This is a genomic window from Sphingopyxis italica, from assembly GCF_011926545.1.
Taxonomy (GTDB): domain Bacteria; phylum Pseudomonadota; class Alphaproteobacteria; order Sphingomonadales; family Sphingomonadaceae; genus Sphingopyxis; species Sphingopyxis italica.
On record NZ_JAATIT010000001.1, the window covers coordinates 1,092,521 to 1,106,430 of the forward strand.

General features: G+C 66.7%; 15 protein-coding genes. 11 read left to right on the forward strand and 4 right to left on the reverse strand.

Annotated features, from left to right (window positions below; genetic code table 11):
- Positions 1-34: 34 nt before the first annotated feature.
- The gene (locus GGR90_RS04880; protein WP_167919807.1) at positions 35-625 is read right to left on the reverse strand and encodes a DUF937 domain-containing protein; all 591 of its coding nucleotides are present in this window, start codon (positions 623-625) and stop codon (positions 35-37) included.
- 176 nt (positions 626-801) lie between these two features.
- Here GGR90_RS04880 and GGR90_RS04885 point away from each other — a divergent pair, with 176 nt between their 5' ends.
- The 3 genes from GGR90_RS04885 (at position 802) to GGR90_RS19685 (ending at position 4,123) form a co-directional block, all read left to right on the forward strand.
- Positions 802-1,200: a DUF3597 domain-containing protein gene (locus GGR90_RS04885; RefSeq protein ID WP_167919809.1), complete on the forward strand. Its 399-nt coding sequence runs from the start codon at positions 802-804 to the stop codon at positions 1,198-1,200.
- Between the two features lie 125 nt (positions 1,201-1,325).
- Positions 1,326-3,170 (forward strand): DUF885 family protein, encoded by a 1,845-nt coding sequence (locus tag GGR90_RS04890; protein ID WP_167919811.1) that lies wholly within the window; start codon positions 1,326-1,328, stop codon positions 3,168-3,170.
- Positions 3,167-4,123 (forward strand): DUF2268 domain-containing putative Zn-dependent protease, encoded by a 957-nt coding sequence (locus tag GGR90_RS19685; RefSeq protein WP_167919813.1) that lies wholly within the window; start codon positions 3,167-3,169, stop codon positions 4,121-4,123. Before GGR90_RS04890 ends, GGR90_RS19685 begins: the two co-directional genes overlap by 4 nt.
- A 121-nt stretch (positions 4,124-4,244) precedes the next feature.
- Here GGR90_RS19685 and GGR90_RS04900 read toward each other — a convergent pair whose 3' ends face one another.
- The 3 genes from GGR90_RS04900 to GGR90_RS04910 all read right to left on the reverse strand — a co-directional run bounded on the left by GGR90_RS04900 (position 4,245) and on the right by GGR90_RS04910 (position 7,299).
- Complete coding sequence (locus GGR90_RS04900; protein WP_167919815.1) at positions 4,245-5,027, reverse strand: hypothetical protein; 783 nt, start codon at positions 5,025-5,027, stop codon at positions 4,245-4,247.
- A gap of 144 nt (positions 5,028-5,171) precedes the next feature.
- Complete coding sequence (locus GGR90_RS04905; RefSeq protein WP_167919817.1) at positions 5,172-5,648, reverse strand: hypothetical protein; 477 nt, start codon at positions 5,646-5,648, stop codon at positions 5,172-5,174.
- A gap of 49 nt (positions 5,649-5,697) precedes the next feature.
- Complete coding sequence (locus tag GGR90_RS04910) at positions 5,698-7,299, reverse strand: phosphoenolpyruvate carboxykinase (RefSeq protein ID WP_167919819.1); 1,602 nt, start codon at positions 7,297-7,299, stop codon at positions 5,698-5,700.
- Between the two features lie 281 nt (positions 7,300-7,580).
- On the opposite strand from GGR90_RS04910, the gene GGR90_RS04915 reads away from it, so the two are divergent.
- The 8 genes from GGR90_RS04915 to GGR90_RS04950 all read left to right on the forward strand — a co-directional run bounded on the left by GGR90_RS04915 (position 7,581) and on the right by GGR90_RS04950 (position 13,865).
- A complete protein-coding gene (locus GGR90_RS04915) occupies positions 7,581-8,288 on the forward strand; it encodes a response regulator transcription factor (RefSeq protein ID WP_167919821.1) in 708 nt (235 codons plus the stop codon).
- Positions 8,278-9,900 carry a sensor histidine kinase gene (locus GGR90_RS04920; RefSeq protein WP_245198393.1) on the forward strand — a complete coding sequence of 541 codons (1,623 nt, stop codon included), beginning with the start codon at positions 8,278-8,280 and terminating at the stop codon, positions 9,898-9,900. Before GGR90_RS04915 ends, GGR90_RS04920 begins: the two co-directional genes overlap by 11 nt.
- Before the next feature lie 139 nt (positions 9,901-10,039).
- The gene (locus GGR90_RS04925; protein ID WP_167919825.1) at positions 10,040-10,486 is read left to right on the forward strand and encodes an HPr kinase/phosphorylase; all 447 of its coding nucleotides are present in this window, start codon (positions 10,040-10,042) and stop codon (positions 10,484-10,486) included.
- A complete protein-coding gene (gene rapZ, locus GGR90_RS04930) occupies positions 10,483-11,421 on the forward strand; it encodes an RNase adapter RapZ (RefSeq protein ID WP_167919827.1) in 939 nt (312 codons plus the stop codon). The genes GGR90_RS04925 and rapZ overlap by 4 nt, the downstream gene beginning before the upstream one ends.
- A 15-nt stretch (positions 11,422-11,436) precedes the next feature.
- A complete protein-coding gene (locus tag GGR90_RS04935) occupies positions 11,437-11,865 on the forward strand; it encodes a PTS sugar transporter subunit IIA (protein ID WP_167919829.1) in 429 nt (142 codons plus the stop codon).
- Complete coding sequence (locus tag GGR90_RS04940) at positions 11,862-12,140, forward strand: HPr family phosphocarrier protein (RefSeq protein WP_037555414.1); 279 nt, start codon at positions 11,862-11,864, stop codon at positions 12,138-12,140. The genes GGR90_RS04935 and GGR90_RS04940 overlap by 4 nt, the downstream gene beginning before the upstream one ends.
- Before the next feature lie 4 nt (positions 12,141-12,144).
- The gene (locus tag GGR90_RS04945) at positions 12,145-12,951 is read left to right on the forward strand and encodes a TrmH family RNA methyltransferase (RefSeq protein ID WP_167919831.1); all 807 of its coding nucleotides are present in this window, start codon (positions 12,145-12,147) and stop codon (positions 12,949-12,951) included.
- Between the two features lie 206 nt (positions 12,952-13,157).
- Positions 13,158-13,865 carry an META domain-containing protein gene (locus GGR90_RS04950; protein ID WP_167919833.1) on the forward strand — a complete coding sequence of 236 codons (708 nt, stop codon included), beginning with the start codon at positions 13,158-13,160 and terminating at the stop codon, positions 13,863-13,865.
- The last annotated feature ends 45 nt before the right edge of the window (positions 13,866-13,910 follow it).

The following is a 13,910-nucleotide window of genomic DNA, read 5'->3' on the forward strand; positions in this document are numbered from 1 at the left end:
TTCTCCCCTCCCGCTTGCGGGAGGGGATCGACGATCATCCCCGCATCTTGTTCACCATGCCCATGATATCGTCGAGCGGATTGCCGTCGCCGTCCATGTCGAGCATTTTTCCCAAACCGCCCAGCCCGCCAGCCGACGGCGCGGCGCCGCCGCCCATCGCACCGCCGAGGACATTACCGAGCATGCCGCCCAGACCGCCCGAAAGCCCGCCACTCGCGCCGTCTTGCCCGCCCTGCTTCGCCATATAGCCCGCGACCATCATCGCGAGCATCGGCAGCATCCGCTTGAGCAGCCCCGAATCGATTCCGGTCTGCGCCGCCGCCTGTCCCGCGACCGTGCGACTGACGTCCTTCGACCCGAAAATCTGCCCGAGCACGTCATTGCCCTGGCTCACCGGAGTCGGCTGCGATCCGAGCACCGAGTCGAGAAGGCCGCCGCCGCCGAGCTGCCCAAGCAGCCCGCCAAGCCCCTCGACTCTACCCGATTGCGCCTGTTTCTTGAACCCGCCGAGGATCGCGGGAAGCAGCGCGTCGGCGCCCTGCTTCGCCGTTGCGGCCGGAATGCCCAATTCTTTCGCCATCGATTCGATGCCGCCGGCCTGCGCCAGAATGTCGGTGAGATTCATTTCTTTTCTCCCTCTCGATCGCGGATCGAACCGCGACGATCGGCGTTTGTTATAGCAGCCGCCGGGAGGAGGAGGAGTCGTTCATTTGGCTGTCATTCCCAAGTGCATAGTCCTAGCCTGTGGCTATCCGACTCGCCCTTTCCGGGTTGGCCGCATCTCTAGTGGGAGCTTGAACAATGAGCATTTTCGGCAAGATCAAAGACGCGATTTTCGGCAAGAAGGCCGTCGCCGCACAGCCCGCCGCGCCGGCCGCGCCCAGCCCCGTCGGCACCGCGCTCGACGCCGCGACGCAGGCGATGGCCTCGGCCGCCGCGGCGCCGGTCGACGTCGACGCGATCCTCACCGCCGAGGCGGCGAACGCCGGGCAGGATCTCAACTGGCGCACGTCGATCGTCGACCTGATGAAGCTGCTCGGCATCGATTCGAGCCTCGCCAACCGCAAGGAGCTGGCGCAGGAGCTCGGCTATACCGGCGCGCTCGACGGCAGCGCCGAGATGAACATCTGGCTGCACAAGGCGGTGATGCGCGAACTCGCGGCCAACGGCGGCAAAGTGCCCGCCGACCTTACCGACTGATAGACGGCCGATAATTTTCGACCGGGGGCGGGCAAGCATCGGCTTTCCCGCCCCCTTTTCATTGACCGCGCCGCGCCGCACTCCCTAGACAGGTTTCACAAGAAACAAGTCGCAGGGAGCCCGTAGTGCAACATCCGCTTTCCACCCCCGTCAGCCGCCGCCGCACGCTTGCCACGCTGGGCGCGGGCACTGCGGGCCTCGCGATCGCGGGTCCCGCCGCGGCGCTGCAGGACCCGCCCAAGAGCGACGCGCAGCAGCTTCTCACATCGGTCGCCGACAATCTGCTCGCCCAGTCGCCCGAGGGCGCGACCTCGCTCGGCATCGACACCGGCGCGCGCGCGGCGATGCGCGGGCGGCTCGGCGATCGCTCGGCGGCGGGGGTGACGGCGCTCGCCGACACGCTGAAGGCCGACATCGCGCGCGTCCGCGCCTTCGACAAGGCGGGGCTCGACCATGCCACGCGCACCAGCCTCGCTGTCGTCGAAAGCGCCTATGACGTCGCGCTCGCGGGCTTCGCCCTGCCCTATGGCGACGTCGCGGTCGGCGGCTGGCGCAACACGCCTTACGTGGTGATTCAGAATGTCGGCGCTTATCTCGACATTCCGAAATTCCTCGACAGCGACCATCCGGTGAAGAGCTCGGCCGACGCCGAAGCCTATTTGTCGCGCCTCAATGCCTTTCCCGGCGTGCTCGACGGCGAGACCGGGCGGCTGAAGGCGGCGGGCGGGCAGGGTCTGATCGCCCCCGCCTTTCTGATCGACAAGGCGGTGACGGCGATGGAAGCGACGATCGCCGATGCGAAGGCGGGCGGCTCGATGGTCGAAAGCCTCGTCCGACGCACCGGCGAAGCGAAGATCGCCGGCGACTGGTCGGCGCGTTCGGCGAAGATCGTGCAGGGGCCCGTCGCGGCGGCGCTCGAACGCCAGCTCGCCGAGTTGAAGGCGCAGCGGCCGAAAGCGACGATGGACGCCGGCATGTGGGCGCGTCCGGGCGGCGACGAATGGTATGCGTGGGGGCTGCGCGCCTCGACCACCACGCGCATGACCCCCGACGAGATTCACGCGATGGGCCGCGAGGAGCTGGCCGAGCTGCACGGGCGGATGGACCCGATCCTGAAGAAGCTCGGTTATACGCAGGGTTCGGTCGGCGACCGGATGAACGCGCTCGCCAAGGACCCCAAATATAAATTCCCCGACAATGATAAGGGCCGCGCCGAGATCGTCGCCTATATCCAGACGTGGCTCGGCAAGATCCGCGCCGAGCTGCCGCGCGCCTTCCGGACTTTGGTAAAGGGCAATGTCGAGGTCAAGCGGCTGCCGCTGGCCGAGGAGCCCGGCGCGCCCGCGGCCTATGGCGGCGCGGGGTCGATCGACGGCAGCATTCCGGGGCGCTTCTGGATCAACCTTCGCACGACCGAGCTGCACAGCAAATATTCGCTGCCCGACCTTGCGATGCACGAAGCGATTCCGGGCCATGCCTGGCAGGGCGAATATGCCCATGCGATGCCGCTGATCCGTACGATGCTGGCGTTCAACGCCTATTCCGAAGGCTGGGCATTATACGCCGAGCAGCTTGCCGACGAGCTCGGCCTCTATGATGATTTCGAGGTCGGGCGGCTGGGTTATCTCCAGTCGCTCGCCTTCCGCGCCTGCCGCCTCGTCGTCGACACCGGCCTCCACGCCAAACGCTGGACGCGCGAGCAGGGCGTCGAATTCTTCGTGCGCGAGAATGGCTCGAACCCGCTCGAGGTCGCGAGCGAGGTCGATCGCTATTGCAGCTGGGCGGGACAGGCGTGCGGATACAAGGTCGGGCACAGCGAGATCGTGCGCCAGCGCGGGCTGGCGCAAAAGGCGCTCGGCGCGAAATATGACCTCCGCGATTTCAACGACATCGTCGTCAAGGGCGGTAACGTCCCGCTCGATGTGCTCGCGAAGAATGTCGAGGAATATGTCCGCGAGGCGAAGGCGTGACGGCCCGCAACATGATGCGGAGCCTGTTCGGCATCGCGCTGCTCGCCGCGACCCCGGCTCATGCCCACGAAGGTCACACCGATGAAGCGGCCGAGCCGCACGGCGGGGCGCGCGTCACCATCGTGACGAGCGACGTCGATCGTTTTTACGCGCTCTATGACGACCCCGCGCTCGCCGCGCAGCCCGAGCTGGTGGCGGCGCGCTACCTCGCCGCCCCGACGCCGGGGCTCGCGGAATTCATGGTGATGCGCCGCATCACCCCCGAAAAACTCGCCGCTGCGCTGCACAAAAAACCGCAGGTCTTTGCAGACGCGCGCGGTTGCGCGGCAAATCTTCCCGAGGTCCGTATGCGCCTCGTCGCCGCGACCGACCGCCTCGCGCGGCTTTATCCCGCCGCGAAATTCCCGCCGATCACCATCGCGATCGGCCGCGCCACGACGGCGGGAACCGCCAATGCGAAAGGGCTTTACATCGGTCTCGAAGCCCTGTGCGCCGCCAAATTCATCGAAGCCGACGACGAGGACCGCTTCGTCCATGTCATCGCGCATGAATATGTCCATGTGCAGCAGCCGCTGGCCCAGGTCGAGGACCGCGAAGAATCGGTGCTGCGCGCGGCGCTGGTCGAGGGCGCGGCCGAATTCGTCGCCGAGCGGATGACGGGATCGGTCGCCTATCCGCTGCTGCACCAATGGGCGAAAGGACGCGAGAAGGAGCTGGAGACGATCTTCCTCGCCGAAAAGGACCAAAAGGCGATCGGTTCGCGCTGGCTCTACAACCAGAAGGGCGCCGGCGGCTGGCCGGGCGACCTTGGCTATTGGATCGGCTACCGCGTCGCCAAAAGCTATTACGACCGCGCGCCCGACAAGACAGCGGCGATCAAGGCGATCATCGAAATGCGCGATCCTGCCGCCTTCCTCGCGGCGAGCGGCTGGGTGGATACCGCGAGCCCCTGACGCGGACGGTTCCGCGCAGCGGTTGCCGAACATTTGCCGGCGAAGCCCGACAGACCGGCGCGGCGGCGGGATCGCCGCGGCGTAGGCGGCGGCGCCGGAACGGCAAGCAAGAGCAGCGCGATCAGCTTGCGATGCGGAAATTGCCGAAAAGGACATTCGCGCCGTTCCGCATCTGGATCGGGGCGCTGATGAAAAAATACCGGGCGGGGTCGCCATCGAACAGCCGCGAATCGGCGATTTTCTTGCCGTCGAGATAGGTCCGCATCATGTCGCCATCGACCGCGATCGCCACAGACATCACCCGGTTGGCATAGGGCCGATAGTCGAAATCGAAGGAATGATAATAGCCGGTGGCGCTGCTCGATGCGGTCGAGCTTCCGCCATAGTTGAGGTCTATCACCGCGATCCCGGCATTATTATGGGCATCCTGAACATAGGATCGCACGCTGTTGTCGGCGGTGAAGCCGAATGGCATCGCGCTCAGATCCTTCGTCGAATCGGCGGCGACGACAATGTCGAATTCGATCGTGAAACGGTCCGGAAGCCGGGGCGGCTGCTTGAGCTTGTAGGTCGCGAAACTCTGCAGCGACAGCCAGCGCCCGGCGAGGCCGTCGACGCTGACGGCCGATCCCGACCCATTGGTTTTCCAGCCTTGCGGCATCGACCCGATCGCTGCGGACGCAAAATCGTCGGCGACCAGCGTGCTGCGCCCCGGCGTGAAGCTGGAACCCTGGTTTACTCTTAGTCTGCCGCCACTTTCCCCGGCGTGGGTCGTCGATCGGGCTTCCTGCGGGGCGTCCCCTCCGCCGACAAGCTCGCGCTCGACTTCGCGTTTCACCTGGCCGATCAGATCACCCAGTTGCGCGGCGGCGGGCGACGCGGCGACAAGGAAAGGGAGCGCCACGAATACCGCAATTGAACGGGAGAGAAGAGGAGGCATAATTTCTCCTAAGCCATTGGCAAAGGCCGCAGATTGGCGGCGGTTTTCATCGCGCTCCTGCTTAGGCGAATCCGCCGACCGATTTCAACCCGCTATGCGAGCGGCGTATTACGGGCGCTCATCCGCCGGGGATGGCGCGTCCGGCAGTGGCGCGAGGTCGGGTTCGACGAAGCCGCGGCGCGCGGGCACCGAAAACAGCCGCTCGCGGCTGTAGAAGCGCAGCGGCCAGTCGCGGCGGCCGATGTCCGAGAGCAGCAGCGCGTTGACCCGATTCGCCAGTCCCGTCTCCGCCGTCTGCGACAGAAACAGCCGCACGCCCGCGACATAGGCGCGGGTGATGCTGTCGTGATAACCCTGCATGTCGTCGTTCACCCCGCCGACGCTTTCGTTGAAACGGCGGATGATCGCGGCGATCTCGGCATCGACGTCGATGTCGGGGCGTTCGCTGAGCAGCCAGAGGCAGGCCGCCAGATGCGCCTCGTGCGTCCACGCCTCGCGCGGCAAGGCGCAGGCGAGCAGCCCCTCACCGAGCGCGCGAATGTCGGAATCGCGCGCGAACAGGCGCGGCGAATATTCGGTGGTCATTGGTCCGGTCCTTCCGGGTGATTGAGCACCCGGAAGCGAGCCGGGTCAATCAGGCCGCGACGGCGGTCCGCGGCGCCGCTTGGCGGACACCTTCGTCGACATGTTCCGCAAATTGCGCGAAATTGTCGATGAATTGCTGCACCAGGGTTTGCGCGGTGCGGTCATAGGCGGCCTTGTCGGCCCAGGCGTTCCTGGGATCGAGGATCGCGCTGTCGACGCCCGGAACCGCGACCGGAAATTCGAAGCCGAAATTCGGATCCTTGCGGAATTCGGCGTCGTTGAGGCTGCCGTCGAGCGCGGCGTTCAAAAGCGCGCGGGTCGCCTTGATCGGCATGCGCTTGATGCCGTCCACCGTCGCCATGCCGCCGGTCCAGCCGGTGTTGACGAGCCAGCACTGGACGCCGCCCTCGGCGATGCGCTCCTTCAAAAGATTGCCATAGACCGACGGATGGCGCGGCATGAAGGGGGCACCGAAACAGGTCGAGAAGGTCGCCTCGGGCTCGGTCACGCCGATCTCGGTCCCCGCGACGCGCGCGGTATAGCCCGAGAGGAAGTGATACATCGCCTGATCGGGGGTCAGCTTCGCGATCGGGGGCAGCACACCATAGGCGTCGGCGGTGAGCATGATCACCGTCCGCGGCACCGGCCCCATATTCCGTTCCGACGTGTTCGGAATGAAGTCGATCGGGTACGAACCGCGGCTGTTCTCGGCGAGGCTCGCGTCGTCGAAATCCAGTTCGCGCGTTTCGGGGTCCATCACGACATTTTCGAGGATCGTGCCGAAGCGTTTGGTGGTCGCGAAAATCTCGGGCTCGGCTTCGGGCGAGAGGCGGATCATCTTGGCGTAGCAGCCGCCCTCGAAATTGAAGACCGCGGTGTCCGACCAGCCATGCTCGTCGTCGCCAATCAGCGTGCGCGAGGCGTCGGCCGACAGCGTCGTCTTGCCGGTGCCCGAAAGGCCGAAGAAGACCGCGGTGTCGCCATCGGCGCCGATGTTCGCCGAACAGTGCATCGGCATCACGCCCTTCACCGGGAGCAGATAGTTGAGGATGCCGAACACCGACTTTTTCATCTCGCCGGCATATTGCGTGCCGCCGATCAGGATCAGTTTCTCGGTGAAGTTGACCGCGATCACCGTTTCGCTGCGCGTGCCGTGCTTCGCGGGGTCGGCGCGGAAGCTCGGCAGGTCGATGATCGTATATTCGGCCGCGAACGCCGCGAGCTCGGCCGCGGTGGGGCGGCAGAGAAGCGTGCGGATGAACTGGCTGTGCCAGGCAAATTCGGTGACGACCTGCACCGCGACGCGATGTTCCGCCTGCGAACCGCCGAACAGCTGCTGGCGATAGAGTCGCGGGCGTTCGGCGAGGTGCGCGAGGAAATCGGCCTTGAGCGCCGCGAAATGATCGGGGGTCATCGCCACGTTGGTCTTGCCCCACCAGATGGTGTCGCGCGTTTCATCGTCCTGGACGATGAACTTGTCCTTGGCGCTGCGCCCCGTGTGCCTGCCCGTCGCGACGACGAGCGGGCCGTCCTTGGCGAGCCGGCCTTCATCGTGGCGCACCGCATCCTCGATCAGCGCCGACGTGCCCCGGTTTTCGGCCACCTCCGCCCGCGTCTCGACGGTGTCGCTGCCGATCATAACCTTGGTCATTCGCTTCGCCTTTCCTTGTCCGGCCCCGCCGTCTGCATACCTATGCAATGCTTAGCGCGCTAATGGGCTGGCCCGCATCTGCATGGGTGCCGACGTGTCCGCCGATTCCGAAATCCCGGCCGCGTTAGCGAGGGCGGAGGCCGAGGTCAAAAGATTAACGTGGCGCAGTGCAGCATGTGCGACGAGCGCATGACGGGAGGAACCGGTGCCATGCGCGCGCGGTTGTCGCTGAACGCCGGATAGGCTAATCGCTCACTCGGAGCCCGCCCAATGGAAAGAGCATGACGGCAACCATCGCGCTGGTCGACGACGACCGCAATATATTGCAATCGCTGTCGATCGCGCTGCAGGCCGAAGGATTCGTCACGCGCGTCTATTCGGACGGCGAGGCGGCGCTGAAGCCGCTGATCGACAATCCGCCCGACCTGGCCGTGTTCGACATCAAGATGCCGCGGATGGACGGGCTCGAACTGCTGCGCCGGCTGCGCGAAAAGAGCCAGCTGCCCGTCATCTTCCTGACCAGCAAGGACGACGAGATCGACGAGGCGCTCGGTCTCGCGATGGGCGCCGACGATTATATCGCCAAACCTTTCTCGCAGCGGCTGGTGATCGCGCGCATCCGCGCCATCCTGCGCCGCGTCGAACTCAACCGCGCCGCGCCGAGCGAGGACGAGCCCGTCGCCGAGCCGATCACGCGCGGGCGGCTGAGCATGGACCCCGCGCGGCACAAGGTCGCGTGGGACGGCAAGGATGTGACGCTGACCGTCACCGAATTCCTGATCCTCGAAACGCTCGCGAACCGCCCCGGCGTCGTGCGCAGCCGCAACCAGCTGATGGACGCCGCCTATCAGGATGACGTCTATATCGACGACCGCACGATCGACAGCCACATCAAGCGCCTGCGCCGCAAGTTCCGCGAGGTCGACCCCGAATTCGACGCGATCGCGACTCTCTATGGCGCGGGCTACCGTTTTGCCGATGAAAGCTGAGGCCCAAAAACACGACCGGCTGAAAGCCGACGCGAGCATCGCCGAGCAGGAGGAATCGCCGCTCGTCTGGTCGGCGCGCTGGTCGCTGACGACGCGCATCCTGGCGGTCAACATCCTCGCCGTCGCGCTGCTCGCGGGCGGCTTCTATTATCTCGACACCTATCGCAGCCGACTGGTCGACACACGCATCGAGGTGATGAAGGACCAGCTCGCGATGCTCGACAGCGCGCTCGAAGCCGCGCGGCCCGACCAGCGCGCCACCCTGATCCGCGAATTCACCGCGGCGACCGAATCGCGGCTGCGCTTCTATGGCGCCGACGGCAGGCGCGTCTCCGACAGCTTCGCGAGCGGGCCGGCGACCTACACGCTGCGCGATCCCGAGCTGCAGCCGTGGAAACGCGATGCCGCGCGCGCGATGGATCGCGGCATCGACTGGATTGTCGGCGCGCCGAGCTATCCCGACTTCGAGGAGCCGCGCATCGACCGGGCGGAATCGTGGCCCGAAGTCGTCGAAGCGCAGGCGAGCGGCCTCGCGGCGAGCCGCTTCCGCTATGCGCCCGAACGCACCCCGCTGCTCAGCGCCGCGCGCGTCGTCGATCTCGAAACGCCGCAGACGGTGCTGATGACGCTCAACGCGCGCGACATCACGCGCACGGTGCGCGCCGAACGCTTTCGGCTCGCGGTGGTCATCCTCGTTGTGCTGATGGCGTCGGTGCTGCTCTCGCTCTTTCTCGCGCGCACGATCGTCCGCCCGCTGCGCCGCCTCGCGCGCGCCGCCGTCCGCGTCCGCCTCGGCCGCGCGCGCGAAGTCGTCGTGCCGCGCCTGCCGAGCCGCCGCGACGAGATCGGCACGCTCGCGCGCGCGCTCAGCGACATGACGCAAGCCCTTCGTGAACGCATCGACGCGGGCGAGCATTTCGCCGCCGACGTGACGCACGAGCTCAAGAATCCGATCGCCTCGGTCCGCTCGGCGATCGAGGGTCTCGGCCGCGTCACCAGCGACGAGCAGCGCGCGCAATTGCTCCGCATCGCCGACGAGGATGTCCGCCGTCTCGACCGGCTGGTGAGCGACATCAGCGAGGCGAGCCGCGTCGACGCGCAATTGTCGCGCACCCTGTTCGAGCCCGTCGACGTCGGCATTATGATCGAATCGATGCTCGCCGCGCGCGCCGCGCGGGTCGAGGCGGGCACGCCGCACCCGCGCGTCGCCTTCGCGCGCCCGCGCAAGGGGACGACCGTGGTGATGGGCGACGGCCACCGGCTCGAGCGGGCGATCGACAATGTCATCGACAATGCGATCAGCTTCTCGCCCGCGGACGGTCTCGTCTGCGTCTCGGCGACCCGGCTCGGCGACGAGGTGCATGTGAAGGTCGACGACGACGGCCCCGGCATCGAACCGGCGCAGCGCGACGCGATTTTCCGCCGCTTTCACAGCGAGCGCCCGCCGGGCGAGGCGTTCGGCCGGCACAGCGGCCTCGGCCTCGCGATCGCGCGGACGATCGTCGAGGGGCACAGCGGGACGATCAGCGCCAAGGATCGTGACGACGCCAAACCCGGCGCCAGCCTGCTGATCACGCTGCCGGCGCGCGACGGCGGGCACGAGGCGGCGTAAGCGTAATCGTCGCCCTTGCGAGGGCCGGGGCCGCTGGAGCGTGATCAATCGTGATTGAATCGTCATCCCGGCGAAGGGTGGAGGCGACGTTCATCCTATCGCCTTGCGGCACCGCTTCGGCGCCGGTAAGCCTTGCGCCATGCTTCCGAGCCGGACCAGAACCGAAATCGTCAATATCCATGCGAGCTGCGTCGCGGCGGGCAATGGCGGCGTGCTGATTCTCGGCAATTCGGGGCAGGGCAAATCGGACCTCGCGCTGCGGCTGATCGATCGCGGCGCCAGGCTGGTCGCCGACGATCGCTGCGACATCTGGTTCGAGCGCGATCGCCTGTGGTGCCGCCCGCCCGAAAATCTGGCGGGCAAGCTCGAGGTGCGCGGGATCGGGATCATCGAACGGCCATGGACGGCACCGGTGCCGCTCGCGCTCGCGGTCCGGCTGTCGGACCGTTACGACCGCATGCCCGCGGTGGGTCAGGTCGAGACGGTCGCGGGCCACCCGCTCCCCGCGCTGCTGCTATCGGCGTTCGAGGCGTCGGCGCCGATCAAGATCCTGCTCGCGCTCGAACAGCTGGCGCCCGCGGCATGAGCCAGGATGCCGAATCGCGGCTGCTGCTCGTCACCGGCCTGTCGGGCGCGGGCAAATCGACCGTGCTCAAGGTGCTAGAGGATCTGGGCTGGGAGGTCGTCGACAACCTGCCCCTCGCGCTGCTCGAAACGCTGATCGACGCCCCCGTCAAGCCCGGCGAGGCGGGGCGCCCGCTCGCGATCGGCATCGACAGCCGCAGCCGCGGCTTCCGCCCCGCCTTGCTCGTCCGGCGGATCAAGGAATTGCGCGAGAGCGGCCGCCGCGACATCCAGACTTTGTTCCTCGATTGCGCGGGCGCCGAGCTCGAGCGCCGCTTTTCCGAGACGCGGCGTCGCCACCCGATGGCCGAAGACCGCCCGGCCGCCGACGGCATCGCGCGCGAACGCGAGATGATGGAGCCGCTCCGCCGCTGGGCCGAGCATGTCGTCGACACGACCAATTACAGCAGCAACGATTTGCAACAGGAAATCCGCCAACGCTTCGGCGATGCCGGCGAGGGCGAGCCGGTGCTCAACATATTGAGTTTCGGCTTCGCACGCGGCCTGCCGCGCAACGCCGACCTCGTGTTCGACATGCGCTATCTGCGCAACCCGCACTGGGATCCGAAGCTCAAGCCCGGCACCGGGCTCGACCCCGATGTCGCCGCTTATGTCATCGCCGACCCCGCCTATGAGGACAGCGTGTCGCAGATCGAGCGACTGATCCTGACGCTGTTGCCGCGCTACCGCGCCGAGGGCAAATCCTATGTCACCATCGCTTTCGGCTGTACGGGGGGGCGGCATCGCTCGGTCCATGTCGCGGCGCGTGTGACCCAAATGCTACGCGAGTCCGGTTATGAGCCAGTGCTGACCCACCGCAATCTTGACTCCGCGCCGCAAGATGGGCTTGAGGGCAGGCCCCCGCCCGCGTCTCCCGCATCCGGCGGCAACATATAAGGGTCGACGACTGCAATGCCGAACGATAAGGCTCTGCCGCTTTTGGGAATGGTGCTCGTCACCCACGGCCGCCTTGCTGAGGAAATGGTGCGCGCGATGGAGCATGTCGTCGGTCCCCAAAGGGCGATCGCGACCGTGTGCATCGGCCCCAACGACAATATGGAAATGCGCCGCAAGGAAATCGCCGACGCGATTCGCAAGGTCGACGAAGGCCGCGGCGTCGTCATGCTGACCGACCTGTTCGGCGGCACGCCCTCGAACCTCGCGATCAGCCTGCTCGAAGCGGGGCGCACCGAAGTGATCGCCGGCGTCAACCTGCCGATGCTGATCCGCCTCGAAAGCGCGCGCAAGACGATGGAGTTGCGCGCCGCGGTGATCGCGGCGAAGGAAGCCGGCCAGAAATATATCTCGGTCGCGTCGGAAATGCTGGGAGTAGGCCCTTGAACGAAAATTCCGAGACGGTCGAAATCACCAACCAGCGCGGCCTCCACGCGCGCGCCAGCGCCAAATTCGTGACCTTCGTCAGCCGCCTGCCCGAAAGCGTGTCGGTCGAGGTCGAAAAGGGCGGATCGCGCGTCAACGGCACGTCGATCATGGGATTGATGATGCTCGGCGCCGCCAAGGGCGATTCGATCACCATCCATACGAAGGGCGACGGCGCCGACGCGGCGCTGCTGAAACTCGTCGGGCTGGTCAAGGACAGCTTCGGCGAGGATTGACGGCATGCGCCGTTCCACCATCGAAAGCCTGTCGAATCCGCTGGTGAAGCGGATGCGGCTGCTGCGCGAGAAGCGCCATCGCCGCGCCGAGGGGCTGTTCCTCGCCGAAGGGCTGCGCATCGCGACCGAAGCGCGCGAGGCGGGCGTTTTGCCGCAATGGCTGTTCCTCGGCCCCGAGGGCGCGGCGCATCCGCTCGCGAAGGCACTGGCCGACGCGACGATGGCGGCGGGGGGCGAAGTGATCGACACGACGCCCGCGATCCTCTCCAAATTGTCGGGCAAGGACAATCCGCAGACGATCGTCGGCATCTATGCCGAACCCGAAACGACGCTCGCCGATCTCGACCGCGACGCGGCGCCGATCTGGCTCGTCGCCGAGCGCCTGCGCGATCCGGGCAATCTCGGCACGATGCTGCGCACCGGCGACGCGGTCGGCGCCGGCGGGCTGATCCTCTTGGACGACAGCACCGACCCCTATGCGGTCGAGGCGGTGCGCGCGAGCATGGGGGCGATCTTCACGCAAAAGCTCGTGGTCGCACGCTGGGAGGAATTCCTGCCCTGGCTGCGCCAAGGGCCCGGCCAACTCGTCGCGACGTGGCTCGGCGGCGATACCGAGGATTATCAGGCGGTGCGCTATGCCGCGCCGACCTTCATCCTCACCGGCAATGAATCGCAGGGCCTGCCGCCCGCCTATGCCGCCGCCGCCGACGTGCGGGTGAAGATGCCGATGCTGGGCAAGGCCGACAGCCTCAACGCCGCGATCGCGACCGCGGTGATGGCCTATGAGGTGCTGAACCAGCGGCGGAATTGAGCGGCGCGCAATTCCGTTCAGGCGGCGGCCATCCCTATGCTATACTGTCGTGATTCCAACCCGCTCGCATCGAGCGAAGTCGAGATGCCCCTCGACCATGCGCCGTACCGACGGGTGTCTCGACTTCCAGCCAAGCTGGAAGTTTATCCTGAGCGCCTGTAAGGCAGTCGAAGGGCTCGACACGAACGGGCTGTTGGAGTGCGCGCATGTCAAAATATCTTTCCGTCTGTACGCTTGGCTTGATGCTCGCCGCCTGCGCGCCTGTCGCCGAAGGCCCGCAAGGCCCCGGCGAACCGCCCGCCGCCTATATGGCGCTCGGCACCGAGCCCGGCTGGACGCTCGAGATCACGCCGTCGCGGCTCAACTATGACGGCGATTATGGCGAGACCAAGATCATGGTGCCGAACCCCGGCGCGCGCGCCGTCGCGAACGGCGAACATTATGTCACCGATCGCCTGAAGGTCGAGGTCGCGCGCGGCGAATGCAGCGACGGGATGAGCGACCGCCGCTATCGCGACACGGTGACGGTGACCGCCGACGGCAAGACGGTGAAGGGCTGCGGCGGCGGGATCTTGCCGCCGACCGAGCTTGCGGGAACCAACTGGACCTTCGTGTCGATCGGCGGGGTGCCCGTCGCGGCCGATCGCCCGACCACGCTCGCCTTCGAAGCCGACCGGCTGAGCGGCAGCGCGGGCTGCAACCGGTTTTCGGGCGGCTATGCGGTTGCGGATCGCACGCTGACCGCCGACCCGTTGATGGCAACCAAGATGGCATGCCCCGGCGCGGGCATGACGCAGGAAAGCGCCTTCTTCGCGCTTATGCGCGGCCCGGTTAGCCTGACCTTTCCGACCGACGGCACCTTGATCCTGACGGGAAGCGGCGGGCAGACCGCGGTGCTGAAGCGGGTGATTTAAATAGAAAGAGGCAGGCGAAATTCGCCTGCCTCTCCTCGACCAGCA